A 24,313-nucleotide genomic window follows, 5' to 3' on the forward strand; every position below is an offset into this window, starting at 1 on the left:
AAAAGTGTCACAAGGAGGTGGTGGGATGGAGATCTTTGTAACCGGCCGTGAGAGAAAGATGTTGGACCTGTTGTTCTCAAATCGAGATGATTTAACGATTAAAGAAATAGCGCAAGAATTAGATGTCAGCACCAGGACCGTTCATCGGGATTTAAAAGGGCTTGAAGATGTTCTATGTGATTTTCAATTACAATTGAGGAAAGGCACTCAAGGGGGATTGTCCATTGATGGGGCCCCTGAGGATCAGAAGCAGCTTCGGTTTAAGCTCAACCAGCAGAAGACGTTTGATTATACACCGGAGGAAAGACAGGTCATCATTTTATCGAGGCTACTAGAAGCAAGATCGCCTATAAAACTCATTGCCTTAGGAAGTGAACTAGGCGTAACGGTCGCTACCATTAGTCATGATCTAGATAAGATAGAAGATAATTTATCAGAACATGACATCTCCCTTGTTAGAAGATGGGGGTACGGGGTAGAGATTGAAGGGACAGAATCTAGCATTCGCCAAGCGATCAGCTTTTTAATCTTAAGGAATATGGATGAACAGCACTTCTTTTCCTTACTTCGTCAGAATATTCAGGACCGACCGCAAAACGCAGGGAATTCCATTTCAGAACAATTACTAGAACTTGTGAATAAAGAGAAGCTGACTCTAATTGAACAACAAGTAAATGAAACGATTCAGGCGCTTCCTTATCAACTGGCTGACAGCGCCTACATTGGACTCGTCGTCCATTTAGCACTAGCCATTGAACGCATCCAAAAAGATGAAACCATCTATATGGAAGAAGATCAATTAGCTCGGTTGAAAAAGACCAAAGAATATACCATCGCAGAACAATTAATCGGTGATTTATCCGACGCCTTTCACATTGAGATTCCAGAAGCAGAAATCGGGTATACATCGATGCATCTTATGGGGTCAAAAGCGCGCTATAGTCACGATACAATGCTAGAAGATTCAAGTATGAGCATTGCGTTTAAAACGAAGCAGCTCATATCAAGCGTTTCAAAACGACTTGAAACCAACTTGAACCGATCAGAGCGACTCTTAAATGACCTTGTGATTCATTTGAAACCAAGCATTTACAGGCTCCAACATGGGATGGTGATTGAGAATTCTCTTACCGATCAAATGGAAGAGGATTTCCCGGAACTGTTTCGTATAGTAGAACAAGCGCTTGTGGAAGTATTCCCTGACTATGACTTTCCAAGAGAAGAAACCGCATTTGTTGTGATGCATTTTGCCTCGAGCTTATTAAACATGGAAGATGTAAAAGGCTTGCGCGTTCTTGTTGTTTGTTCAAGCGGAGTAGGCACTGCTAAGATTTTAGCTGCTAAATTAACGAAACAATTTAATGAAATAGAACAAGTCGATCATCGCTCGCTTTTCGACTTGCCACATCTGAACCTGGACCATTACGACTTGATCATATCTACTTTGGCATTAGAGGGGTATAAGGATTATGTCCAAGTGAGTCCCGTTCTTCCGAAGAAGGATATTTACAAACTTCAGCACGCAATTAGACGCATTCGTGTGACAAGTATTGTTCGCCAGTCTCCTCATAAAGAAGAGAAAAAGGAGAGGGTGCCGGAAGATCTCGAAACGCTGCAACAGTCGATCCTTTCCAATCAACGGTACGGAGAAGCTGCCGGGCAGTTGTTAGATAATCTGTTCGTGAAAAGAATTGGTGCTGCAACTATTGAAGAAGCCCTTCGTCAGTCTACAGTAACGTTAGTAGAAAATGGGGTGTTAACCGATCCCGATACAGTATGTCATGCACTCTTAGAACGGGAGAAGTTAGGGGGCGTTGGTGTTCCGGATACGTCATTAGCCTTGTACCATACGAGGAATGAAACGGTCACAAGCCCAGTCTTCACTATGTTTATTCTAGAGTTTCCTATTTACGTTCAAGATATGGCCGGGGAAACCATGGAATTGCACACGCTTCTTCTCATGCTGGCTCCGCAATCGATGCACAAAGAAGGATTTGAGATTCTAAGTTTTATTAGCTCAAGCATCGTGGAGGAAGAGGATTTTACAGAAGCGATCGAGTCAAAGAATGAGCACCAGATGATTCAAACGGTATCTAACCGTATTTATCAGTACTATAAATTAAAAACTAAAGGAGAATAATTATGTCTAATACTATTTTAAAGCCAGAGAATATCGAGCTAAACCAAACCCTTTCTGAGAAAGAAGAAGCGATTCGTTACGTAGGTGGCATTTTGAAGGACCAAGGATATGTAGATGCAAATTACGTAGAGGAAATGCTGAAGCGTGAAGAGCTTACATCCACATTTATGGGTAACTTCGTTGCCATCCCTCACGGCACTGAAGATGCGAAGAAATCTGTTCATGAAACAGGGATCTCAGTTGTGACCGTGCCAGAAGGCGTAGACTTTGGTGGCGGAAACATCGTTAAGTTGCTAATTGGAATTGCAGGTAAAGGCGATGAGCATTTAGAAATTCTATCTCAAATTGCAATTGTTTGTTCAGAAGAAGAAAACATTGACAAAATTATTGGAGCGAGTACGAAACAAGAAGTAATCGACATGTTCAGTGAGGTGAACTAAATGATAGCCGTCCATTTTGGAGCAGGAAATATTGGCCGAGGTTTTATCGGATCTCTCTTGCATGATGCAGGGTATGAAACGATTTTCGTTGATGTGAATGATGAAATGATTCAAGAAATCAATGAAAAAGGTCGTTACACGATTGAACTTGCAGGTCAAGAAGATACGTTAGAGGTCACAAACATTAGTGGTTTAAACAGTATGTCTCAATCAGAGGCCGTAATAGATGCCATTGCAAAAGCTGAAGTCATCACAACAGCGGTTGGCCCGCATATTTTACCTGTTATTGCGCCCCTTCTGGCTCAAGGACTTGAGCGTCGTTTACAGACGAACCAACAACCTGTTAACGTTATTGCGTGTGAGAACATGATCGGTGGAAGTCAGTCCCTTCGCGAAGAAGTTGTGAAGCAGCTAACATCGATTTCTGAAGGAACATTAGAGGAGCTGGTTGGCTTTCCAAATGCAGCTGTTGATCGCATCGTTCCTGAACAGCACAATGAAGAGCTGTTAACTGTCAAAGTGGAACCTTATTATGAATGGGTAGTAGAGACGACAGCGATTAAAGGAGAGCGCCCTGACATTGATGGCGTTACGTATGTAGAAGACTTAACGCCTTATATTGAGCGCAAGCTATTTACCGTGAACACAGGCCATGCCACAGCGGCTTATCTTGGGCATTTGTATCAGCATGAAACGATCAAGCAGGCAATGGATGACCCGGGTATTCGTGAGAAAGTCTTCAAGACCCTTGAAGAAACGGGTGATGTGTTAATTAAGAAGTATAACTTTGATCAACAGACACACCGGGAATATATTAAGAAAATTATTGAACGCTTCTTGAATCCAGATCTATCGGATGATGTTCGCCGTGTTGCCCGTGCTCCAAAACGCAAGCTCGGAGGGCAAGATCGTCTCGTACGTCCGGCCCTTGAGTATTTCAAAGAACTCGGCACAAAGCCGAAGCACTTAGCCGAAGTGATTGCCTCCGCCTTACTTTATCAAAATGAAAACGACCCAGAAGCGGTTGCTCTTCAGAATCTAATTCAAGAAAAGGGCGTGCTGCCGGCCTTTCAAGAAGTTTCTGGTGTAGAGGAACAAGAACTTCTCCAGCTCGTTGAAACGTATTATCATGAGTTGAAAGCGTAATAAACTAGTCTCGTGGGAATAGCTAGAAAAGGTTTTTACTTTAATAGTGTGAAATCCCTCGTTATCTTTTATAGGAAAAGCGACTCTCCACGGAGTCGCTTTTTTATGTCGGTGTATTTTAACTAAAGTACGAAAGGATCCCAATCATAAAGTCGGAGACGAAAGCCTTGTAAAGAGGGAGAGGTTCCGTTGATGCTGGAATCAAGTTCTGTTTTGCTTCGCGGGGAATCAATGGTATTTTAGGTAAGCAAGGAAACGTTTGATTGAACTGAGGTGATTGTTTTGAATATGGAGCTTTTTTTGCCCAACACAACGTCCGGTGCACTCATAATAGGGGTTGTTCTTTCTCTTATTTATAGCTTATATCTTAAGAAGACCGAGTCAAAAGGGTGGCGATTCGCATTAGTAACCTTTTTGGTTGGAGTGTTCTCTTGTATATGTGGCGTCATGATCTTAAGAGCGGTAGGTACAATTGGGTAGTAAAGCTGCTGAAGGGAGTTCTCTTGCTTCGGCTAGGAGTGAACAGAAGGATCACTACGTGTAGCGAACCTCTATATAAGAAAGCGACTCTCTGGAGAGTCGCTTTCATCTTTTTCTACTGCAATTCATGTCCTACATATTGAACGTTTTTGTAATAACGACCTAGAGAGTTCGTCAGGCGTTGCGCAATGCTTTCTGCTTCTTCTGGAGAAGCTTCTTCTTTAACGATAATGGATTCAAAATCGTTTTTAGCGTTTGTGTTGTGTTTGACGTTTACATAAACATCAAATGCGGAGTCATCGTCTTCTCTTGTTTCTAAATAAGAAATCGTAATGGAATGGATCGCACCTAAGTTATCGAGTTTGCTTTTTATATGGTTAAAGTTCATAGTTATACACCTCTAATTTAAGAATTTCATGAATGCTCATAAGTCTGCTTGTTCAGCAGTTCCTTTAACTACTATACAGTAATTCATGCTATAGGCAACCTCTTGTTTTAAATTTTTCTTTTTTTTAGTGCTTAAATGGAAGTTAAAGATCTGTTTTATTTAATAATCTGAACTCGTGAGATCGAGCGGCCGTCCATTTCAAGAATCTTAAATGTTAAGTTATTCCGCTCAAGAACGGTTCCTTCTTCAGGGTGATCATCTAACTCATTTAAAATGTATGCAGCAAGTACGTCCTCATCTTCAGGAATATTAGTGTCAAAGATGGAGTTCACTTTATATAATGTAGCTTTCCCGTCGCAAATGAGTTCTGTATCAGATAGTTTCTCCACGATCGCGTCATCATCCGGATCTAATTCATCCTCGATTTCAAGTCCAATCATTGCTTCGATAATATCCTCGTGCGTAATGATTCCTTCTGTGCCGCCATATTCATCAAGGACAATCCCCATGTGCTGCTTCTCGAGGCTCATTTTCCTCAATACCCACTCAACTTTTTGGAACTCATACACAATTAAAGGATCATTGGAACAAAAGGACTTCAGCGACTGTTGGCGATCTGCATCCCAGTTCAAGAGATACTTTGAATGGAAGACAGCAATGATGTCGTCCATGTCATCCCGGTAAACAGGGTAACGCGTATAAGGATGCTGCATCACAATTTCTCGTACTTCTTCAAAGGTAGCAGTGTGAGGGATGGCTTCTACATCCACACGAGGGGTTTGAAGCACGTCTTTCACATTTAAGTTCTGAAAGTCGAACACGCCTTTAATCCGGTTGGATTCCTCTTCATTAAAGGTTCCCTCATTACCAGCAATGTCAATCATCGTTCGTAGTTCTTCTTTAGATATAGACGCTTCTTCTTGTTGCCCATTTGAGAGCACGTTGTTTAAGTAATCGGTCAGTTTATTCAATAAGATGGTAACCGGTTTGAATACAATGATGAAAAAGCGAATGATCGGAGCGACCGTTGTGGCAATACGATCAGGATAAGTAGCTGCGACAGACTTCGGGATCACTTCAGCGAAGATAATAATCGTGATCGTTAACACAGCTGAAGCAATTCCGACATTAATGCCGTATTCAACAGCCAATATGGTTACAAGAGTCGGCAATAGAATATTCGCTATGTTATTCCCGATTAGGATGGTGGTGATAAATTCACTAGGCCTTGAGACTAAGTACAACAATTTCTCAGCCTTTTTATCGTGGTTATTCGCCCGAGTCTGCAACTTCATTCGATTCGTTGCAGTTAAAGCAGTCTCACTCCCTGAGAAGAAAGCGGAGACAAAGATCAGTATAATAATCGCTATGAGCACGATTTCGTTCCTCCTTATGATGTCCGTTCAAATTCATACTTCTACAACTATATCAAAATTGGTTGTGAAAAGAAATGAAGACGAGTTATGCGAATGCTCTTCTGGATAAGAAAGGTAGGAGAGGTGGTTCTTGTTTGGCTAGAATAGGAGGAAGCTAAACACAAATAACGAAACGGAACCAAGTGTAATCGGATGTTTCATAAATGAAAGAAAGTAAGCAGGTAGGCTCTGTACTTCGCCTGTTTCCCTTTCTCTTAAGGTGCCTAAGGAAAAGGCCGAACATAGAAGGGAGATAAATAGCAAGATAATAGGAAATGGAATGTTGTCTGTTTTGACTACTGTACGGACTGCGTACATCAAACCTCGATCTACTATGGCTTGGTGGAGCACATAGGCTACGCTTATTTCGATTGCGATGGTTAGGAAAACATACACCCAGAATTTCAACTTCTTTGTACCTCCTTCTATTTCGCGGTGGGGGAAGCTTGTCTTGTTCTGTATACGAAGTAAGCTAGACAAAAGTTTCAATGGTTTAATGTCATTTGATGGACTGCAACTTAGAGTAAAGCCTTTGCAAGTGATGGGACGAGGTACCTGTCCCGGTGGCTCTCTCGGTGAGACGCTCAGTGACCTTTTGTAGCTTGATTGCTCGAGGATGTCACACACAAGTGCTTCTCTATGACATTTTAAACAGTTTTATAAGGGGAAAAGGGCACAGATTCTCGGGATCTGTGCCCTTTTTCTTATGTAGTGGAGCGCGAAAGACACAGAGGAAGCGGATCTGTTCCCTTTTCCCCTCTCTGCCTTGTGAAAGGTCAGAGAGCAACGAGGAGTGCAACCAGCGCCCTGATGTTCGTCTTGGGGGGCAAGGAACCTGTCCCCAATGAAACCAATTGAAATGTATATCGTACAGATAGTATCAGGTTATACGTTTAAAGAATGGGATGCGGATGAGCCAGGTCAATTGAAGTCATTACATAGAGGTGGATGGTGTAGGGATGTCTGAGGGGAACGAATCGAATCATAACAGGGTCTTCGAAGTAGCGAAAACGCGGCGGATTTTTATGTATGTACTCTTTTTATTATTGTTTTCATTAATCTTGGTAGGGGTACTCCAGGTCAATGAGACATACAGCGGATTTGTATTTACAGTAACGCTAGTGTTGTGTATCTATGTAATGCCTGTCTTATGGTTTTCTAGATGGTTACAAAAGACGGGATTATCCCTGGGGAATTTGTTCAGAGGGCGTGTTCATCTAAAGGGGACGGAAATTGTATTCTCGACGTTTATGCCGATGATTTTTCAACTAGGTGTGTTGCTTTTGTGCTTTAGTGTATTTTATTCCTTCATTCCTGAATCCTCAACTAGTGAGGGGGCAGGCAGTCCTGCTCCTCTTTGGATCTTTATAGTTGAAATTTTCGTGCTGGTTATGGTGGGGCCTATTTTTGAAGAGATCGTGTTCAGGGGCTATCTATTAGGGCGGTTAAGCTACAAATTTGGTATGAAGTACGGCATAATCCTTTCCTCTTTCCTGTTTGGGGTATTGCACGTACAGAATGTGTTTGGGGCTACGATGGCTGGTGTGATCCTGAGTATCTTTTATATTAGAAGTGGTAGTTTAATCTCGCCTATAATAATCCATATCTGCTTTAACTTAATGGTAGGGATAAGAGATGTTTATTACAGATATTCTCCAGCGGGTGAGGCGTCTGCTTCTCTTCCTTCGGTTTCCTTTCTTCTAATAGGAGGGGCAGTTTTAACAGCTTTGTCCTTGTGCTGGATTATCCCGTTCTTGAAGAAACATTGGGGGGGGGTCGTTGAACAAGGGTATCCTGATTTGCGTGGAAAGTAAGTCTGGTCGTGAGGGTGCATTTATAATAAAGCTAAACTCAAGACAGTATTTTTGAATTAACAAAGCATGAATAATTCATTTGTAAACACTTTGATTGCGAATGAATTAGAAAAGGACAAAGCGAATAGGGGTTATGGGAGGCGGCGGTATCTATTATCTTTGAAGCAGATAACCTTGCAGGTCAGTATAGTGTCAAGCATGTAGGATTTCTAAGGCTCTATTATTAATTTCGAAAAGCGAAGGGACGAGGGACCTGTCCCGGTGGCTCTCGCGGTGAGAGTTGGTGTTAATGGTAAAATGAGAGGGAGGTATGATTTTGGAGGTGTGGCAATGCTAGTAAGTGATTTTATACATAAGGACTTTCCTAGCTTGATCCTTAGACCACCCTTGTTTTATAACTGGGAAATAGGGATCCGATTCGAATTAGGGGTAGGGTGGAGCGCGGGTTCTGATGATAAAAACAGTTCTTATATACAAGGGGTTTATCAAAGGGCTATTACGTTATTTGAATCTATACATTCACAAGAAGACGAAATTTTCGTGGTAGTTGATGTGAATGATGTTGGGGGGAGGAGTAGCTATAAGCATAAAGCGAGGATTATTTCGCCCTATATCTATGAGAAATCAATCTTATACAGATTAAAGCATGTAGAAATGCCATGTATTTTCCCAGAAGATGATGAAGGGAGAAACGATACAACTCATAGGTTTACTCTTCAATGCAAGGCATCTGATATTAAATATAGTTCAATGTTAAAGGCGGTATGTAATCATGATTTAGGGATCCAACCAAGTTTTTTTCATAGAGTATACTTTTTAAATATCAAAAGGAAAACCATTTTTCATGTTTACGATGATAGAGGTTGTGATTTGCTTGCTACCTCAGCTGAATCAATACAGAACATTTATAACACATATGAAGATTGGATATTAGATTACGACAAGGATGAAATAGATCAAGTGTTTAAATGAAGAATATAAAGAGATGCATTCCCTAAAAAAGTCCGATCACAAGGAAGCGCGGGGACGGTTCGTGCGCTTCCGTGAGTAAGGGAGAAGGTTGATCTAGGACGTTTTTGTAGATAAGTAGCTTAAAAACGTCACATGTGCTGGCCTTCTGTTACTTTTTTTAGCTGTTTTAACAAGAGAAAGGTCGCAGATTAAGCTAATCTTTTCCCGTTCAGAGCTTTACAATAATAAAAAGTAAGAGATCAACATAAAAATGAGCCACAGCCTGCTCCCGTGGCTCATTTTTTCTTTCTATCCAAGAGAATAATATTTCGAAAAGCGAAGGGACGATGAACCTGTCCCCAAGTCCCGGGGAATGCCTATTTTCATAGAATATGTACTTGTACCTATACCAAAATTTATGTCGAACATACGATGTATTGTTAAATATTTTTTAGGGAGGAAATGATATGGCGAATTGCTGTTGTCCTGATTCATCCGCTAGTTTTGTAAGTGATGAGTTCTGTGGTAATTTTACGATTGATTGTGCTGCGGACCCTGGCACAAATGCTGTGGTTTGGGATTCTACGTTCACAATCGATGCGGGAACAATTAGTGTATTCTATGACAATGGGTGCGACGAGACGTTGAGCGTTACGGTTTATAGAGGTGGAGATGGAGGTACAATTGTCGACACATTAGAAATTCCACTGGCAACTAGTGGCCCTAATGGAAATACACGTTCCGTGACGGTGCAAAACTTTGATACTGTTGTTGTCAACTGTACTGGTGATGCAACAGGAACATGTAGAGGGAAGTATTGTATCTCAGCGAATTACTTCTTGTAAGGAATTAATAAAGGATGGGGTCTTGGATCCTGTTCTTTATTACATATGACAGAATCACTGTCATTTGGAGAAAGATTGTAAAAATTATCAAAAGAAAGGAAAGAGATCATGGCTACAATAGATGAAGTGGTAGATGCATTGGTAACCCCATTAACCAGGATGTGTTTAGTTGACGCTGAGATGACTGGCCCTTCCGTTCAAAGCGCTGTATTTTCTACACCGTTGCAAGATTTCCCTACAGCTGGAACGGAATATGTTGTATTAAGCAGTGGAGATGCATCTCTCACTCCAGGAGTAGCGCCTACGTTTGTATCTAATAATACAAGCGGCCCAGTCCTACCTGGTACAGATCCTCTAGCCTCTCCTGATGGAGTAACCTCATTTGATGTGGTTACAGTTCGTTTGGAATTTCTCCTCCCCAAAAATCCGGGGAAATTAACGTTTGACTGGAAGTTCGGCACAGAAGAAAATCCACAATTCGTAGGTCAGGTAGCCGATTACTTTCGCGCAGATATTATTACGTCGCAAACAACAGAAAACATAGCCTTATTACCTGATGGATCCCCAGTTACCGTGGACAATGCTGCACCTTTTTCAAATGCGCCTGGGGGAAACTCTATGGCGCCCTTACCTCCTTATCCTACTCCAAATGACGTGACGTATAACGCTATGACGACAGAAGTTTATACTTCAGAGTATGATTTGTCTTGCTTAGGGTGTGAGATCATTACGCTGCAAATTAGAGTGGCAGATGTGTTTGATCGTTTCTATAATAGTGCCGCTTTCATTGATAACCTCCGAATAACCGGATGTGAGGAGACGAATCAAGCAAGTTCGAATTTAACAAAACCGAAAAATTTTTGCTGCGGGAAAGATGAGACGATACTCGCAAATGATGACGCTTTAGAAAGCTTTACGTTAGAGTGCGGAAGTACGGTATCCCTTTATGAATCTTCTACCAGTGTGGATGGAACATTTGGGATCTACTATGAGAGTGGCTGTTCTGACTTTCTGACCATTCGATTAGAAGATGAAGATGGTAATGTGGAGACCATGAACATCAACCCGGGAAATACGTATAACGTAACGATTAAAGGCATTATAAATTTGTCTGTCGAATGTCCAGGTCCGGGCGCGGATGTTTGTTACGGAGTCTACTCTCTAGTTTTTCACTATGATGCATAAAGGCTAAATATAAAAGAAAGGAGTTGCCCCTGTCTATGTCTCAATTTACTTCCCATTGTGTACGTGCCAATAAGGTTTACGACTGGATAACTGTCCCTCAGAAGATTACCACAGCTGTTTCTGTCCCGTTTTGCCAACCTTCAGTTACAGATGAAGTATGCGGTTGTTTTTCAAATCCGCCTTTGGATTTTGAAGAGCTTTGGAAATCTAACTTTTCGGGGAATGTTAAAGGAACGGTTACCATCTGTCTGACGGAAGGGACATTAGATGAACTAGACATTGCAGTAAATGGTGTATTGGTTGAAACGGACGAAGATTTAGTACAGTGGAGCATGACTTTTACTAGCCTTATGTCCGTAGCGATAAAGAGAAAATCATCAATCTCTAGGGTGAGGGGGAAGTATTGTTTGAATTTGAGCTATAAGTCCCAGGCTGAAATCGTAGAACCCATTGTGGAAAGATGCTTCTTATCTGATTGTGAAGGAAATGAAGTTGGCCATGAGGCGCTATCATGTGAAGAGATTGGGGAACGCCAGGAAGTAATCGTACCTTTGCCATCCGGTGGAGAAGCAGTGTTCTATGAAATTACTCTTTATAAGAAAGGATATTTAGGTATCCAATTCAGAGATTCCGATTGTATATGTGTAATTTGTTTTAGCGATGTCGAAAAAATTCTCTTATGCGCTCCTCCGGGTACATTTATTCAATGCTCCGTTATAACGTTTTCCTGTAGACTCTACAAAAAACAAAGGCTAGATCAATGTTGGTGTTTGGAATTTGAATTAACGATCTGCCAAGAAATACTCTCCTTATATGAAACGGTCATTTCTATTCAAGCAAAAGATTGTTTGCCAAGAAAAGAAATTACAATACCAGAATGTCCTGTTGTACCTTCAAAAAATTTTAATGACCTCAAATACAAATAGTGTTGAGGTTTTTTCTTTGCATCTAGTGAGAGGTGAACTTTTTGAACCATACTTGTGAAAGCCTTTATCTAGCACCACATAATTGAAAGGAATAAAAAAGTTTGTCCTCTGACATATTTGATTTGAGGCCGGTTGATTCTCAGGACGACACAACCGTATCGATATAAGATGCGTAGAATGCCGTTGACTGGCAAATGGTCTTTAATACAAATTCCAAATGTAAGAGCTTCATGATTTCAAAGATTCCAAACCATAGTTTTGACAAAACATTGACTGCCTGATGTCTGTTGTGTAATATATAAATTACATATGGAATATATATGTAACATGAAGTGGGTGACCGAATGAACAATAATGTTAAGATCTCGAGAATGAAATTATCAATTACACAGCAGCAGCTCGCGAAGAGAGTAGGTGTTACCCGGCAAACGATCGGCCTGATTGAGAAAGGTGAATATAACCCTTCGTTAAAGCTTTGTATCGCCATTGCCATCGAGCTTCATAAGACGCTCGATGAATTATTTTGGGAGGTAGATTTGTAATGAAGACGTGGTTATCTTTTTTATTACCAGATGATGAATACAAAGAGCAGAGGATTCTTCAATTCCTGGGGGAAGCGGCGGTCATTCAGTGTGTTTATACATTCCTGATGATCTTTATTACAGTTTATGCTGCTTTACCAGCTGATATTGTATTACTGGGTGGCATTGCTCTGTTTATCCTGTATGTGTACGGGAGATATATCTTATCGGGCATTGAATATACGGAAGTCTCGAGCGAATCGGCGTATAAGAAAGGGTTGAAGACAATATTAGTCAGGACCGCTACATTTGTTACTTTGTACACGGTGGTTGGATTCGTCATGATCGGCGTGCCAGAAAGTCGGATGGCATGGATCGATGCAATCGGTTTAGGGGTGACGCTGAGTATCTGCATGATTGGCTTTAACTTTATTTCGCTGAAGCGTTCTTATAAGAAGAACAAGGAATTGTTATAAGAACGCCTTACGAAAAAGTTTGTCCTCTGACATCTTCCTGACACATTACCCGATTACAATCTAAAGTGTAAGGTAATCAAACCGTACAAAAAACGAGTCAGGAAGGTGAATGACATGTTAAAAAAAGCATCTGGAAAAGTTTTAGCTGGTGGCGTTGCGGCGGCGTTAATGGTGCCGACAATGGCTTTCGCATCAACGGGAGAGGCTGGGGTCCCATCGACAAATGAAGACTCAAGCGTACAAGAGAATGTTGACACAAAGCTTGGTAATTTGTTTGATAAGATTCAATCGGGAGAGCTTACAAAAGAAGAGGCTCAGGAACAGTTGAAAGAATTAGGTAAAGGAAAGATAAAAAGGGGCGGCCATCCTCATAAAGGCATGCACTTAGAAGGATTAGATGAAGAAACAAAAGAGCAATTAAAAGACATTCGTGAACAGGTGGAAGCAGGCGACCTGACGAAAGAAGAAGCGCAAGAACAAATCGAAGCACTTGGAATTGAGCTTCCAGAGAAGCCTTTTGCTAATTTAGACGAAGAGACGAAAGAAAAGCTTGAGAGCATTAAAGAACAAGTAGAATCAGGAGAATTAACGAGGGAAGAAGCCGAGGCTCAAATGGGAGAACTGGGAATTGATTTTCCAAAGCACAAGCCCTTCCCTGAATTGGATGAAGAAACAAAACAAAAGCTAGAAGACATTAAAAGCCAAGTAAAAGCTGGCGAGATGACAAAGGAAGAAGCGAAAGCTCAGATGGACGAGCTTGGACTTGATCGTAAGCCTCACCGTGGTGGACATGGTAAGGATGGATTCGGTCATCCTGGCTTTGAAGCTCCAGAAGACAGTGAAGAGAACGAAGGCTCTTCTGATTTATAAGGAAATGTGAGGAGAGCAAGGGTCAACGGATCCTTGCTCTTTTTCTATGAGGGGGCAGGATTTATTCTGTCATTTCTAGTAAAATAAAAAGCAGTTACATCACGCTTTGGAGGTGTGAAACGTGAAGGAGAAGATCCTGGTTGTAGAAGACGAGATACCGATTTCTCGTGTGTTACAGGCCTATTTAAAGAAAGAGAATTATGACACAATGGTGGCTTTTACAGGGGAAGAAGCGTTGAAGCGATTTCGTCAGGATCAGCCTCATGTGGTGATATTAGATGTGAAGCTGCCGGATCGAGATGGGTGGTCGGTGTTAGGAGAGGTTCGGGCAGAAAGTTCTTGCCCAGTTATTATGCTGACAGCTCTTGGAGATGTGGAGTATAGGCTTAAAGGGTTAAACGAGGGAGCGGATGATTATATCCCGAAGCCTTTTGATGCGAATGAAGTCGTCGCTAGAGTCCGGTCTATTTTAAGACGAAGCCCTAACCTCTGGACTGAAGAAGATGTGAGGCGATACGGCCATCTTTCGTTCCATTTTAAATCACATCGTATCGTGCTACACGGTGCCCCGTTAACGTTGACCCCACGTGATATGTCGGTGCTTTTCTTCTTAGCTCAACATCCGAATCAGACGTTTACCAGGGAGCAACTTCTTGATCAGGTGTGGGGGCTTGATTTTGATGGGAGCGATCGAGCGGTTGATCTATCGATTAAACGAATACGGCAGGCCTTAAAGAATTGGCCGGAAGAAGAAGGTTCAATTCAAACGATCCGCGGAATGGGGTATCAGTTCAGTGTTCAAGCGAAATAAGGAAAAGAAGCGGTCTCTCCTTTATACGTGGACACTCCGCTATGTGATTATCTTAGTGATCGGCCTGATCTTAGTCGGGGTCATCTCGACGATCTGGATTAGACAGTCCACATTGGATAAACGGCTCGATTTTATGAAAGCGATCGGGGATGAAGTGGCTGAACGTGTGGTGTCACAGGAAGGTGATCGCATTCATGTAGCACCTGCAATTAGACAATCTATTGAAAATCGGCAAAAGGTGTTTGAGTTTACCACACCATTACGTGTCATGGTTGTGGATACGAAGGGAGATGTCTTGTTTTTCGCTGATCCAAAACCCAACCGGGGGCGAGGGTATGTTCCGGAGGCACTACTTGAAAGTAATGAACGGTATGAACAAGTCTCGATGAATGGTGAGAACTTGTACCTGGTGAAGTCCGATATTACGATAAATGATCAGACGGCTGGGTATGTGTTTGTGGGCCAGGATAAGGACGACCTTGTTACCGTACAGCGTGAATATGGTCTTCTGATTGTGCTATTACTGAGCATAGGTGTGCTTGGATGGGGTGTCATCTATATGTTAACGAAGCAACTTTCTCGTCCTGTGCAACAGGTGGCTGAAGCAGCGCGCTCGATAGAAGCAGGTGTGTATACAGTTGATTTACCGAAGGATCAGAGGGAAAAGGAGTTAAGTGAACTCGTCTCTTCATTTAAGGAAATGACCTCAAGGCTTGAACAACTGGAGAATTTGAGAACGGAACTGCTCGCGAGTGTGACTCATGAGTTTAAGACGCCAGTGACGTCGATCAGCGGGTTGTTGCAGGCGGTTAAAGAAGACGTGGTTGAAGGCGACGATGCGAAAGAATTTGTGGATATCTCCTACCAGGAAGCGCAGCGGCTTAAAGGGATGGTGGAGGACTTACTCGATTTCAATGCCTTCGTGACAGGAGCCATGAATGTTACGTGTGAAGCACACAACCTCCCCCGTCTTGTCGGTGAGATTGTCCATCAGTGGGAAATGACTCATAAAGAAGATAAGACGAAGCTGGCTATGAACGTTCCTGAAGAAAACTTATTGGTTCTTGTGGATTCGCATCGACTGTACCAGATGATGACCAATCTTTTAAATAACGCCCAGCAAGCGATTGAAGGGGACGGGGTTATAACGGTTGAAGTGCGAGAAGATAAAGAGCTTGTGGCTGTGAGGATTCGGGATACCGGAAGCGGAATATCGTACGAAGAGCAAGCCTTTATTTTTGAACGGTTTTATAGAGGGGAGAAGAAGAAAAATCGTCATCGTGGTCTAGGAATTGGACTTTCGTTTAGTAAGATGCTCGCCCAGTCTCAAGGAGGGGATCTTGATCTTTTAGAAAGTTCCTCTGAAGGTACTACGTTTGAGATTACGTTAGAGAAGAGTGAAAAGGGCGGTAGAGGATGACAGAAGCTGTCCTTTTCTACTGATGAAAGAGGAGGCTGTCGTATGACCAATATAGCACTAGTAACGGTAACCCATGATCCAAGTGGAGACCATCATCAGCTATGGAAGAAGTGGAAATCAAGATTAGAGGCTCTATACTCAGAGTTGTTTATAACCGTCAGTGAGGAAACAGAGCCTGCATTCATTGAAGATCTAAAGGCTAGTACATTCCGGGTAAACGTGATTCCTAAAAAGGGGCAGCTCATGCGCGGCGAGAGGTGGTTCGTTTTGGATTAACAGGAGATAGTGAACTGTTTCATTATTGTGATCTCGACCGTTTGTTAACGTGGCTTGAGCATCACCCATACGAGCTTGCTTCTTTGTTAGAGGGAACGTATCAGACGGATTATCTCATTTTAGGAAGAACAGAACGAGCATTTGAGACCCATCCAGAAGAGTGGAAGGCAACAGAACGAATTGCGAACAAAATCTTTTCCCTAGAAATAGGAGAAGAAATCGATGTCACAGCAGGTTCATGTATGTTTTCTAAAAAAAGTGCTCTCTACATAAATGAACACTCCCGTGCTGACATGACCGATGGGGAGTGGCCTATGATTGTTCACCGATTTGCACATTTTCCTATCGAGCATCGCCTCGTAGAAGGACTTGAATACCATGAAGATACGAATGGGGTTCTTGGGGGTATGACGGAAAGTGAGAAGTGGTTAAGTCGGATGAGGATGACGCTTGAGGTTAGTGAAGCGGCTGTAAGGACGGGGAAAGAAAAGGATTAAGGGATTGGGTGATGAGAGGTGGTTGGTTACTGTTTGTCTTCTCATCACCCCAAGTTGTTTCAAGAGTGTAAAATGTGTCAACACTTACTGCTTGAAGATCGATGGGTTCTCAATACGTATGGACTCAACTTCTCCGCATTTCATACAAAATGTATATATTTTATTCGAGCTTTTGAACGACGATTTGCTCTTTCTGATGGGCATATAATCAGTCCCCTCTGAAAAATCAGTCCCCCCACATTTCATGCATTGTTTATCTTCCATACATGTCATCCCCCTTTTGTAATTTTTTAGTTTATCCTTTATGGGTTACGTTCTTACTTTCTTTTAGTTTCAATAATAGAGACTTTTCTCTGATATTTAACCTGGATGTTGCGTCTTCTACTTTGGATCGGTTGGAATAGGGATGGAACGTACACAACTGTTCGAACGTACTAATAGTGAAAGGAGGTGAGGGGTTGGAGCGTGTGTCTAAAACTACTATTTATGTTGGGCTTTTCATGACGATTCTTTCTTTTCTGAACGCGTATCGGTACTGGGGAGAAGAAAAGGCGTTATTTTATTTTTTCCTTACAGGGGGCATCGTCTTAGGTGGGCTTAATGTTGTGGTAGTTGTAAAAAGGAAGATGGTGTCTGATAGGAAAAATACATAAAGGTTTATATGAGGGATACTGACCTTTTGAAAAGCGTTTTGCTTTTTTATGAGGTGAAAGTATAGAAGTATAAAGGATTGATGAATATGACTAAAAAGAAAATCGTCATCTTGGCAACGATGTTAAGTGTCATTGTAGCATTTGCTGTCGGCTGGTTTGTGTTCAGGGGGAAGGTGTATGACGTACACATAGATTTGAACGCTGAACAGATGGACAAGTTCTCATTTGGGGTGAAGACTCCAACGAAGGTGCCTTTTAAAGAAATGAAGGTCATGGCTGTTGAAGCTAACGAGAAACAACAAGTTGTCATTTCGTTAATAAACGTTGATAAAGAGAGGTTGGACATCGAAATAAGTGAAATAAGACCTGATTCTTTAGAGGGAAAAGGAGAACGTATTGTTATAGGAGATGAGTTACAAGGAAAGTTTATTCCGAATCTTTCCGGGAGAAGAATGATAATGTGGCAGGATGGTGAGGTATTCTATAAGATCACTTTTTATCCTAAGTTGACGCCAAGAGAAGTTAGCAAAAGGCAGTTAGTGAAGATGGCAGAGTCTTTTAAGTGAGGAGGGATCGAGTGAAAATCTATCAGGTTCTTATAGTAGTTACGCTGTTGTTTCTAGTAGCTTGCCAAAGTAATGAGGTCTATGTGAAACCGTATGAGGGCGAGTCGTTACGCCTGGCTGTTGTGGGTGAGGTGCCAGAGGTAAGAGAAGAGCAGGTTACCTTTGCCACCTTATCATTAGATAAGATCGCTGAGCTCCATCCTAATGAATACAATGCGGTTTTAATAACAGAGGGTTATTTGGCAAAAGCTGCGGAACAGAAGTATGTCGACATGTATAAGGAGAAGGATGTACCTTTCTTTTTTGTAAAGTCAAAGGCGCGAGCAATTCCGTTTCAGGATATGGAAAATTCGGTTTCCTATGAAGAACAGGCAGCGAGAGTAGATGATACGGGACAATATATTTCTGGACTCTACTATGTTGGGAAAGAACAGGGTTATAAAAGTTGGGAGTTCTCTTACACGATAGCGGATGATGAGTATAAGCGAGACGATGTGGAAGGGGTTTATTCTCAGCTGTTTCATGTAATTGAGGAGCAGTCGGGTTAAGATCTATTTAAGAATGTTAAAGAAGATGTAAACAAAAAATCCTATGTGGCTAGTTTGCTTTCTTATGAAACCAGTCATTTATTAAACATTGAATAAAAGGAATCGAATTGTAAGAGTTAAGAAACTTGTGGAAAAGGTGATCGTATTGGAACAATGGATTGACGCATTATTTAGTGACTCTCTGTTAGAAGAGGCTGCGAATCGTTTTAAGACGTCGAGTGCTAAAGCCGAGAAGCGGGGAGATTTCGAGAATTATGTCTATGAGGTACATAAAGAGGGACAGCCTTATATCTTACGCTTAACGCACAGCTCTCATCGTAAATGGGGGGACATTCAGGCAGAGTTGGAGTGGGTGAACTTTTTACATAGTAACGAAGCTAATGTTTCAATAGCTCATAGATCAGTTAATGGAGACCTTGTGGAGGAGATTCCGGTGGAAGGTTCTTCTTTCTATGTCTGTCTCTTCGATAAGGCCCCGGGTTCATTAGTAAAAATGGACGATGAGCGATTTGGACCTGAATTGTTTGAGAGTTGGGGGAAAGCCGTGGGGCATATGCACCAGGTGACGAGGGGCTATCAAGCTGGAGAACATAAGCGAGACAGATGGGAAGAGGAAGACCTTCTGAACTTCTCGAAGTATTTAGATGAAGAAAAAGATGAGGCGATTATCCTTGAAGGAGAGAAAGTTGTCCGCGAACTAAAACGCCTGCCCGAAACGGAAGAGAGCTTCGGCCTGATTCATTCTGATATTCATCCAGGCAACTTCTTTTATGATGAAGATGATATCCATATCTTTGATTTTGATGATAGTACGTATCACTTTTATGTGAGTGATGTAGCTATTCCTGTTTACTATCCAGTGTGGTGGAAACATCGCGACGATTCTCTTTCGGTGCGCTCAGCATACGGGGAAAAGGTGCTGTATCATTTCTTAGTAGGATACCTTCAGGAAAACCATCTGGATCTGGAGTGGATCAAGAGAATTCCGTATTTCCTGAAGCTTCGTGATGTTGAACTTTATACCGTTTTTCAAAAGAAATGGGAACCTGAGAATAGAAGTGAGAAAGAGCAAGAACTAGTGAACGGTATTCGTAAGCGAATCGTTCACGATGAGCCGATTGTGGACTTGGATTATAAGACTATTTATAAGCGAGCAGAACAAGCGGTTGCTAAATTGAATAGATAAGAGCTTTAGAGGTGATGCCGTAGTGGGGTCATCTCTTTTTTAGGTGGTGAGGCGTGTGGGTCGGTGGGGCTGGTTTAGAGTTGGGTAGTAATTGAGCTATATTAAGTCGTGCGCCGGAGGAATCCGGCCGTGCTCGCGCGTAATCCAGCCATCCCCCAACCCTGCCGATCCCTACAAATCTATTTTTTCTCTTTCTTTTCTGAAAATTATGTATTGTCACAAAACTGTGAAGCCCTTATACTCATCATCATATTCATTTAACGGAACCCTGAGTGGGAAGGATTCCGAATACGTTGTTATACATACAAATTGAAAGTAGGTGGAACAAATGAACGCAGTAGTAGCAAGTTTAATCATGGTTGGCGTTTTAGCCGTTGGGGAGATGGTGTCGTTCAAGACTCGAGCGAAGCTTCCGAGTTTGTTGGTGGCATCGGTTCTCTTCTATATATTAGTTCAATCCGGAGTAGTTCCATCGAATATTATTGAGTCCTCAACATTAACCGCAATCGGTACGGTGATGATCCCGATCTTGCTTGTGCACCTTGGGACGACAGTGCCGCTTGAAGGGTTAAAGCAACAATATAAAGCGGTCATCATTTCGTTGACAGGCCTTGTATTCTCAGTTCTATTAATCTTGTTTGTGATCCCGATCTTCTTTGATTTTGAATCAGCCGTAGCAGGTGCAGGGCCTCTGACTGGTGGCTTAATTGCTTATCTTGTAACCTCAGATGCGCTTAAGGAGATGGGCTTTGAGAATCTAGTGACGATCGCGATCTGTGTGTATATTTTACAAAAGATTATGGGGATGCCTGTGACGTCTTACTTACTCAGAAAATACGCGTATTACTTTAAAGAGTCAGGCGCAGCGGAGCGTCATATGGCGGCATCTGTCGTAGTGGATGCGAGCTATGAAGATGAGGAAGCGGAAGCAACGGATCAGGAATCTTCTAAACGTTATTTGTTCCCGCAGCACTATTTAGACAGTCCGTTTATCTTGTTATTTATGATCTTAATCGCTGGTACGATCGCTTATGGACTTGGAGAAGTAACTGGGATTCACCAAAGTATTTATGGCTTAATCATTGGTATTGCCGGTTCATACTTTGGCATTTTCCCTCCTAAAGCGCTTGAGCGCGCGAACGCATTTGGCCTTGCGATGGTCAGTTTACTCTTGATTGTTCTTGCTTCACTGGCTGATGTGACGCCAGCTCAAATTTGGGAAGTGCTACCGGTGATTTTCTCTGTTATTGCAATCGGTACGGCGGGGCTTGTTGTTGGTGGCTTTATTGCATCGAAATTTTTAAAATGGCATCCGTATAAAGGGATTTCTGTTGCGCTGACTGCCCTTTACGGATTTCCGGCGGATTACCTTTTAGCTCAAGAGGTTAGCCGTAGTGTTGGTGAAACAAAAGAAGAACAAGATGCAATTTTTGATGATATCTTATCTCCGATGTTGATTGGCGGTTTCGTATCCGTATCATCTGCTTCGATCATCATCGCGAGTGTGTTAGTGAAATTATTATAAGAGGAGTGGCTAGAAATGAAATTAACACTAATCAAAAATGGAACAGTCATAGATGGAACAGGCGGAGAACCTGTGAAGAAAGACATTCTCATCCGTGATAATCGCATTGAAGCGCTAGGTCAGCCTAGTGAACTACCAGAACCAAGTGATGGTAATGTCGTGGATGCGGAGGGTGGTTATGTTCTTCCGGGACTCATTGATACCCACGTACATTTAATGTTCGAGCTAGAGGACGGTAATGATACGGTCGAGGAACCGTTTTCGCTTAAATTTTATAAAACGGTTCACAATATGAAGAAAACGCTCGATGCTGGTATTACAACCGTACGGGACTGCGGCTTCACAGATGCAGGTGTGAAAGATGCCGTGCAAAAAGGTCTCGCGCAGGGTCCTCGCATGCAGCTAAGCATTGTGCCGATGACGATTACTGGAGGTCACGGGGACAAATGGATGCTGTCAGGAATTGATAATTCACAGCGCAGCTATCCAGGTATGCCAGATGGTCGCTGTGATGGGGTAGAAGAAGTCCGGAAGAAATCTCGTGAGATCTTGCGTGCTGGGGCAGATGTGCTAAAAGTACACGCGACAGGCGGCGTCTTCAGCCCAACGGACCATCCTGAATTCACCCAGTACACGGAAGAAGAGCTCCGCGTTATGGTACAAGAAGGTGAATACCGCCGGGGTACAAAAGTGATGGCCCACGCTCAAGGGGCAGAAGGAATTAAGAACGCTGTTCGGGCAGGGATCCACTCGATTGAGCACGGGATCTTTTTAGATGATGAAGCGATTCATCTGATGCTAGAGAACGGAACGTATCTTGTGCCAACATTACTTGCTCCGTTATCTGTCATTGAAGCGAGTGAGCGCTCTGACAAGATTCCAGAATATGCAGCACAAAAGGCTAAAGATGTGTACGAGCAGCATAAAGAAAGTATCGCAAAAGCGTATCAGGCCGGCGTGAAGATCGCAATGGGGACGGACGCTGGCGTGATGCGTCACGGAACGAACCTTCGCGAACTTGGGCTCATGGTCGATGCAGGCATGTCCCCTGAAGACACAATTAAAGCAACAACGAAAGTCGCAGCTGAGTGCATGGGCTGGGGCGATGAGCTTGGTACATTAGAAGAAGGCAAGCTAGCTGATTTAATCGTGACAAAGACAAATCCTTTGAAGAATGTTCGAACCCTTGAGAACCAAGAGAACATTCGGTTTGTGATGAAAGACGGGAAAGTGGAGAAGGATCGATTGAAGGAGCCTGTGAGCGTGTAAAATGGAAAGTTGACCCCCAGATGAGGCTGATCCCCTTATCTGGGGTTTTTATGATGTTAGGCAACTCATTCTCGATCATATCCATTTAGGGTGTGATCTTTTTTGGTGAAGTGAAGGGTTAGTTCGTTGGGCGTCTAGACGCTCTGGGGCGGAGTCCGGCCACATTAGCGCAGTGTCTCGACACTCTAGTCAGTGGTCCAGCCGCATTAGCGCGGTGTCCCGACACTCTAGCCAGTGTTCCAGCCGCATTAGCGCGGTGTCCCGACACTTTAGCCAGTGGTCCAGCCGCATTAGTGTGGTGTCTCGACACTCTAGTCAGTGGTCCAGCCGCATTAGCGCGGTGTCCCGTCACTCTAGCCAGTGTTCCGGCCGCATTAGCGCGGTGTCTCGACACTCTAGCCAGTGTTCCGGCCGCATTAGCGCGGTGTCCCGTCACTTTAGCCAGTGTTCCAGCCGCATTAGCGCGGTGTCCCGTCACTTTAGCCAGTGTTCCAGCCGCATTAGCGCGGTGTCTCGTCACTCTGGGAAGTGGTCCGGCCGCATTAGCGCGGTGTCCCGACACTCTAGCCAGTGTTCCAGCCGCATTAGCGCGGTGTCCCGACACTCTAGCCAGTGTTCCAGCCGCATTAGCGTGGTGTCTCGACACTTTAGCCAGTGGTCCAGCCGCATTAGCGCGATGTCCCGACACTCTAGCCAGTGTTCCAGCCGCATTAGTGTGGTGTCTCGACACTCTAGCCAGTGTTCCAGCCGCATTAGCGCGGTGTCCCGACACTTTAGCCAGTGTTCCAGCCGCATTAGCGCGGTGTCCCGACACCCTAGCCAGTGTTCCGGCCGCATTAGCGTGGTGTCTCGACACTTTAGCCAGTGGTCCAGCCGCATTAGTGCGGTGTCCCGACACTTTAGCCAGTGGTCCAGCCGCATTAGTGTGGTGTCTCGACACTCTAGCCAGTGTTCCGGCCGCATTAGCGCGGTGTCCCGTCACTCTAGCCAGTGTTCCGGCCGCATTAGCGCGGTGTCTCGACACTCTAGCCAGTGTTCCGGCCGCATTAGCGCGGTGTCTCGTCACTTTAGCCAGTGGTCCAGCCGCATTAGTACGGTGTCTCGACACTCTAGTCAGTGTTCCGGCAGCATTAGCGCGGTGTCCCGACACTTTAGCCAGTGGTCCAGCCGCATTAGTGTGGTGTCTCGACACTCTAGTCAGTGGTCCAGCCGCATTAGTGTGGTGTCTCGACACTCTAGCCAGTGTTCCGGCCGCATTAGCGCGGTGTCCCGTCACTTTAGCCAGTGTTCCAGCCGCATTAGCGCGGTGTCTCGTCACTTTAGCCAGTGTTCCAGCCGCATTAGCGCGGTGTCCCGACACTCTAGCCAGTGTTCCAGCCGCATTAGCGCGGTGTCTCGACACTTTAGCCAGTGGTCTAGCCGCATTAGCGCGTTGTCTCGACACTCTAGCCAGTGGTCCAGTCACTTTCCCCAGGTTTCCAGCCACTATGGTTTTAAAGTTTAAGACAGTAATCGGCGTTCTGACACTAGATCCTAAATCTATCATTCATACAAGAACGCTTCGATCCAATCAAAGGGATCGAAGCGTTTTAGTTTAGTAGAATAAAACTACAAATAGAGCGGTGACAATAGGTAGAGGCAACCATCCGTAATCAAGCATCTTATTGTTGGTGTGACAATCCATGTTATGTTTTTGTGTCAGGTGTTGAATGAGGCTGTATGTTGCAGAGATGAAGAAAAAGTTAAGATAATCTAATGTATTAGTCATTAATAGAGATAAAATAACGATACAATAGACGATTGCGCGAAACATCGGTAGTTTAATAAGAGACATGGACTCACTCCTGGTCGTATTAGTGAAGCGTGGTTCATTAATTGCGGAAAATTATTTTATTATATCTAAAATATGGAATAACATAAGCCCAATGTTCTCAAATTATGAAGTAGATTTCAATGTTCTATTGT

27 protein-coding genes are annotated in these 24,313 nt (G+C 43.2%); 22 read left to right on the plus strand and 5 right to left on the minus strand.

Going from position 1 to position 24,313, the window contains the following annotated elements; translation table 11 throughout:
- The first annotated feature begins 25 nt into the window (after positions 1–25).
- From ACYX4O_RS06155 to ACYX4O_RS06165, 3 genes are read left to right on the plus strand one after another with little or no spacing between them, the layout of a single operon-like run.
- Positions 26–2,140: a BglG family transcription antiterminator gene (locus tag ACYX4O_RS06155; protein WP_476355511.1), complete on the plus strand. Its 2,115-nt coding sequence runs from the start codon at positions 26–28 to the stop codon at positions 2,138–2,140.
- Between the two features lie 2 nt (positions 2,141–2,142).
- A complete protein-coding gene (locus ACYX4O_RS06160; RefSeq protein ID WP_476355513.1) occupies positions 2,143–2,580 on the plus strand; it encodes a PTS mannitol transporter subunit IIA in 438 nt (145 codons plus the stop codon).
- Positions 2,581–3,726, plus strand: coding sequence for a mannitol-1-phosphate 5-dehydrogenase (locus tag ACYX4O_RS06165; protein WP_476355515.1), 1,146 nt, complete (start codon positions 2,581–2,583; stop codon positions 3,724–3,726).
- Between the two features lie 595 nt (positions 3,727–4,321).
- Here the strand turns inward: ACYX4O_RS06165 and ACYX4O_RS06170 are convergent.
- From ACYX4O_RS06170 to ACYX4O_RS06180, 3 genes are all read right to left on the minus strand, one after another.
- Positions 4,322–4,594: a hypothetical protein gene (locus ACYX4O_RS06170; RefSeq protein WP_476355517.1), complete on the minus strand. Its 273-nt coding sequence runs from the start codon at positions 4,592–4,594 to the stop codon at positions 4,322–4,324.
- 155 nt (positions 4,595–4,749) lie between these two features.
- Entirely contained in the window at positions 4,750–5,970 is a 1,221-nt protein-coding gene (locus ACYX4O_RS06175) for a hemolysin family protein (protein ID WP_476355519.1), read from the minus strand.
- 138 nt (positions 5,971–6,108) lie between these two features.
- Positions 6,109–6,417, minus strand: coding sequence for a hypothetical protein (locus tag ACYX4O_RS06180; RefSeq protein ID WP_476355520.1), 309 nt, complete (start codon positions 6,415–6,417; stop codon positions 6,109–6,111).
- Positions 6,418–6,853: 436 nt separating this feature from the next.
- On the opposite strand from ACYX4O_RS06180, the gene ACYX4O_RS06185 reads away from it, so the two are divergent.
- The 19 genes from ACYX4O_RS06185 (at position 6,854) to ACYX4O_RS06275 (ending at position 22,348) form a co-directional block, all read left to right on the plus strand.
- Complete coding sequence (locus ACYX4O_RS06185; RefSeq protein ID WP_476355522.1) at positions 6,854–6,976, plus strand: hypothetical protein; 123 nt, start codon at positions 6,854–6,856, stop codon at positions 6,974–6,976.
- A 283-nt stretch (positions 6,977–7,259) separates the two neighbouring features.
- Positions 7,260–7,823, plus strand: coding sequence for a lysostaphin resistance A-like protein (locus ACYX4O_RS06190; protein WP_476355524.1), 564 nt, complete (start codon positions 7,260–7,262; stop codon positions 7,821–7,823).
- Between the two features lie 330 nt (positions 7,824–8,153).
- On the plus strand, positions 8,154–8,795 hold the full coding sequence (locus tag ACYX4O_RS06195) for a DUF3885 domain-containing protein (RefSeq protein WP_476355525.1): 642 nt from the start codon (positions 8,154–8,156) through the stop codon (positions 8,793–8,795).
- A 446-nt stretch (positions 8,796–9,241) separates the two neighbouring features.
- Positions 9,242–9,619 (plus strand): DUF3992 domain-containing protein, encoded by a 378-nt coding sequence (locus ACYX4O_RS06200; protein WP_476355527.1) that lies wholly within the window; start codon positions 9,242–9,244, stop codon positions 9,617–9,619.
- A 108-nt stretch (positions 9,620–9,727) separates the two neighbouring features.
- Positions 9,728–10,804, plus strand: a complete 1,077-nt coding sequence (locus ACYX4O_RS06205) for a choice-of-anchor L domain-containing protein (protein ID WP_476355529.1) — start codon at positions 9,728–9,730, stop codon at positions 10,802–10,804.
- A gap of 35 nt (positions 10,805–10,839) precedes the next feature.
- Positions 10,840–11,730, plus strand: coding sequence for a BMQ_0737 family morphogenetic spore coat protein (locus tag ACYX4O_RS06210; RefSeq protein WP_476355530.1), 891 nt, complete (start codon positions 10,840–10,842; stop codon positions 11,728–11,730).
- 344 nt (positions 11,731–12,074) lie between these two features.
- Entirely contained in the window at positions 12,075–12,272 is a 198-nt protein-coding gene (locus ACYX4O_RS06215) for a helix-turn-helix transcriptional regulator (RefSeq protein WP_476355532.1), read from the plus strand.
- Positions 12,272–12,727 carry a hypothetical protein gene (locus ACYX4O_RS06220; protein WP_476355534.1) on the plus strand — a complete coding sequence of 152 codons (456 nt, stop codon included), beginning with the start codon at positions 12,272–12,274 and terminating at the stop codon, positions 12,725–12,727. The genes ACYX4O_RS06215 and ACYX4O_RS06220 overlap by 1 nt, the downstream gene beginning before the upstream one ends.
- Positions 12,728–12,841: 114 nt before the next feature.
- The gene (locus tag ACYX4O_RS06225) at positions 12,842–13,597 is read left to right on the plus strand and encodes a hypothetical protein (RefSeq protein WP_476355536.1); all 756 of its coding nucleotides are present in this window, start codon (positions 12,842–12,844) and stop codon (positions 13,595–13,597) included.
- Positions 13,598–13,718: 121 nt separating this feature from the next.
- Positions 13,719–14,408: a response regulator transcription factor gene (locus ACYX4O_RS06230; protein ID WP_476355538.1), complete on the plus strand. Its 690-nt coding sequence runs from the start codon at positions 13,719–13,721 to the stop codon at positions 14,406–14,408.
- A gap of 43 nt (positions 14,409–14,451) precedes the next feature.
- Positions 14,452–15,828 carry a HAMP domain-containing sensor histidine kinase gene (locus ACYX4O_RS06235; protein ID WP_476355540.1) on the plus strand — a complete coding sequence of 459 codons (1,377 nt, stop codon included), beginning with the start codon at positions 14,452–14,454 and terminating at the stop codon, positions 15,826–15,828.
- 42 nt (positions 15,829–15,870) lie between these two features.
- Complete coding sequence (locus tag ACYX4O_RS06240) at positions 15,871–16,104, plus strand: hypothetical protein (protein ID WP_476355542.1); 234 nt, start codon at positions 15,871–15,873, stop codon at positions 16,102–16,104.
- Complete coding sequence (locus ACYX4O_RS06245; protein ID WP_476355544.1) at positions 16,086–16,601, plus strand: hypothetical protein; 516 nt, start codon at positions 16,086–16,088, stop codon at positions 16,599–16,601. The genes ACYX4O_RS06240 and ACYX4O_RS06245 overlap by 19 nt, the downstream gene beginning before the upstream one ends.
- 458 nt (positions 16,602–17,059) lie before the next feature.
- Entirely contained in the window at positions 17,060–17,254 is a 195-nt protein-coding gene (locus ACYX4O_RS06250) for a hypothetical protein (protein ID WP_476355546.1), read from the plus strand.
- Positions 17,255–17,340: 86 nt separating this feature from the next.
- The gene (locus ACYX4O_RS06255) at positions 17,341–17,820 is read left to right on the plus strand and encodes a hypothetical protein (protein WP_476355547.1); all 480 of its coding nucleotides are present in this window, start codon (positions 17,341–17,343) and stop codon (positions 17,818–17,820) included.
- A gap of 11 nt (positions 17,821–17,831) precedes the next feature.
- On the plus strand, positions 17,832–18,368 hold the full coding sequence (locus tag ACYX4O_RS06260; protein WP_476355549.1) for a hypothetical protein: 537 nt from the start codon (positions 17,832–17,834) through the stop codon (positions 18,366–18,368).
- A gap of 127 nt (positions 18,369–18,495) precedes the next feature.
- Positions 18,496–19,554 (plus strand): phosphotransferase enzyme family protein, encoded by a 1,059-nt coding sequence (locus tag ACYX4O_RS06265; RefSeq protein ID WP_476355551.1) that lies wholly within the window; start codon positions 18,496–18,498, stop codon positions 19,552–19,554.
- Positions 19,555–19,882: 328 nt separating this feature from the next.
- Positions 19,883–21,079, plus strand: a complete 1,197-nt coding sequence (locus tag ACYX4O_RS06270) for a hypothetical protein (protein ID WP_476355553.1) — start codon at positions 19,883–19,885, stop codon at positions 21,077–21,079.
- Between the two features lie 15 nt (positions 21,080–21,094).
- Complete coding sequence (locus ACYX4O_RS06275) at positions 21,095–22,348, plus strand: metal-dependent hydrolase family protein (protein WP_476355555.1); 1,254 nt, start codon at positions 21,095–21,097, stop codon at positions 22,346–22,348.
- Between the two features lie 118 nt (positions 22,349–22,466).
- On the opposite strand, the gene ACYX4O_RS06280 is transcribed toward ACYX4O_RS06275, so the two are convergent.
- Positions 22,467–23,894 carry a hypothetical protein gene (locus ACYX4O_RS06280; RefSeq protein WP_476355556.1) on the minus strand — a complete coding sequence of 476 codons (1,428 nt, stop codon included), beginning with the start codon at positions 23,892–23,894 and terminating at the stop codon, positions 22,467–22,469.
- 48 nt (positions 23,895–23,942) lie between these two features.
- Entirely contained in the window at positions 23,943–24,182 is a 240-nt protein-coding gene (locus ACYX4O_RS06285) for a hypothetical protein (protein ID WP_476355557.1), read from the minus strand.
- Between the last annotated feature and the right edge of the window lie 131 nt (positions 24,183–24,313).

This window comes from Pontibacillus sp. ABV4_188 (assembly GCF_056311905.1).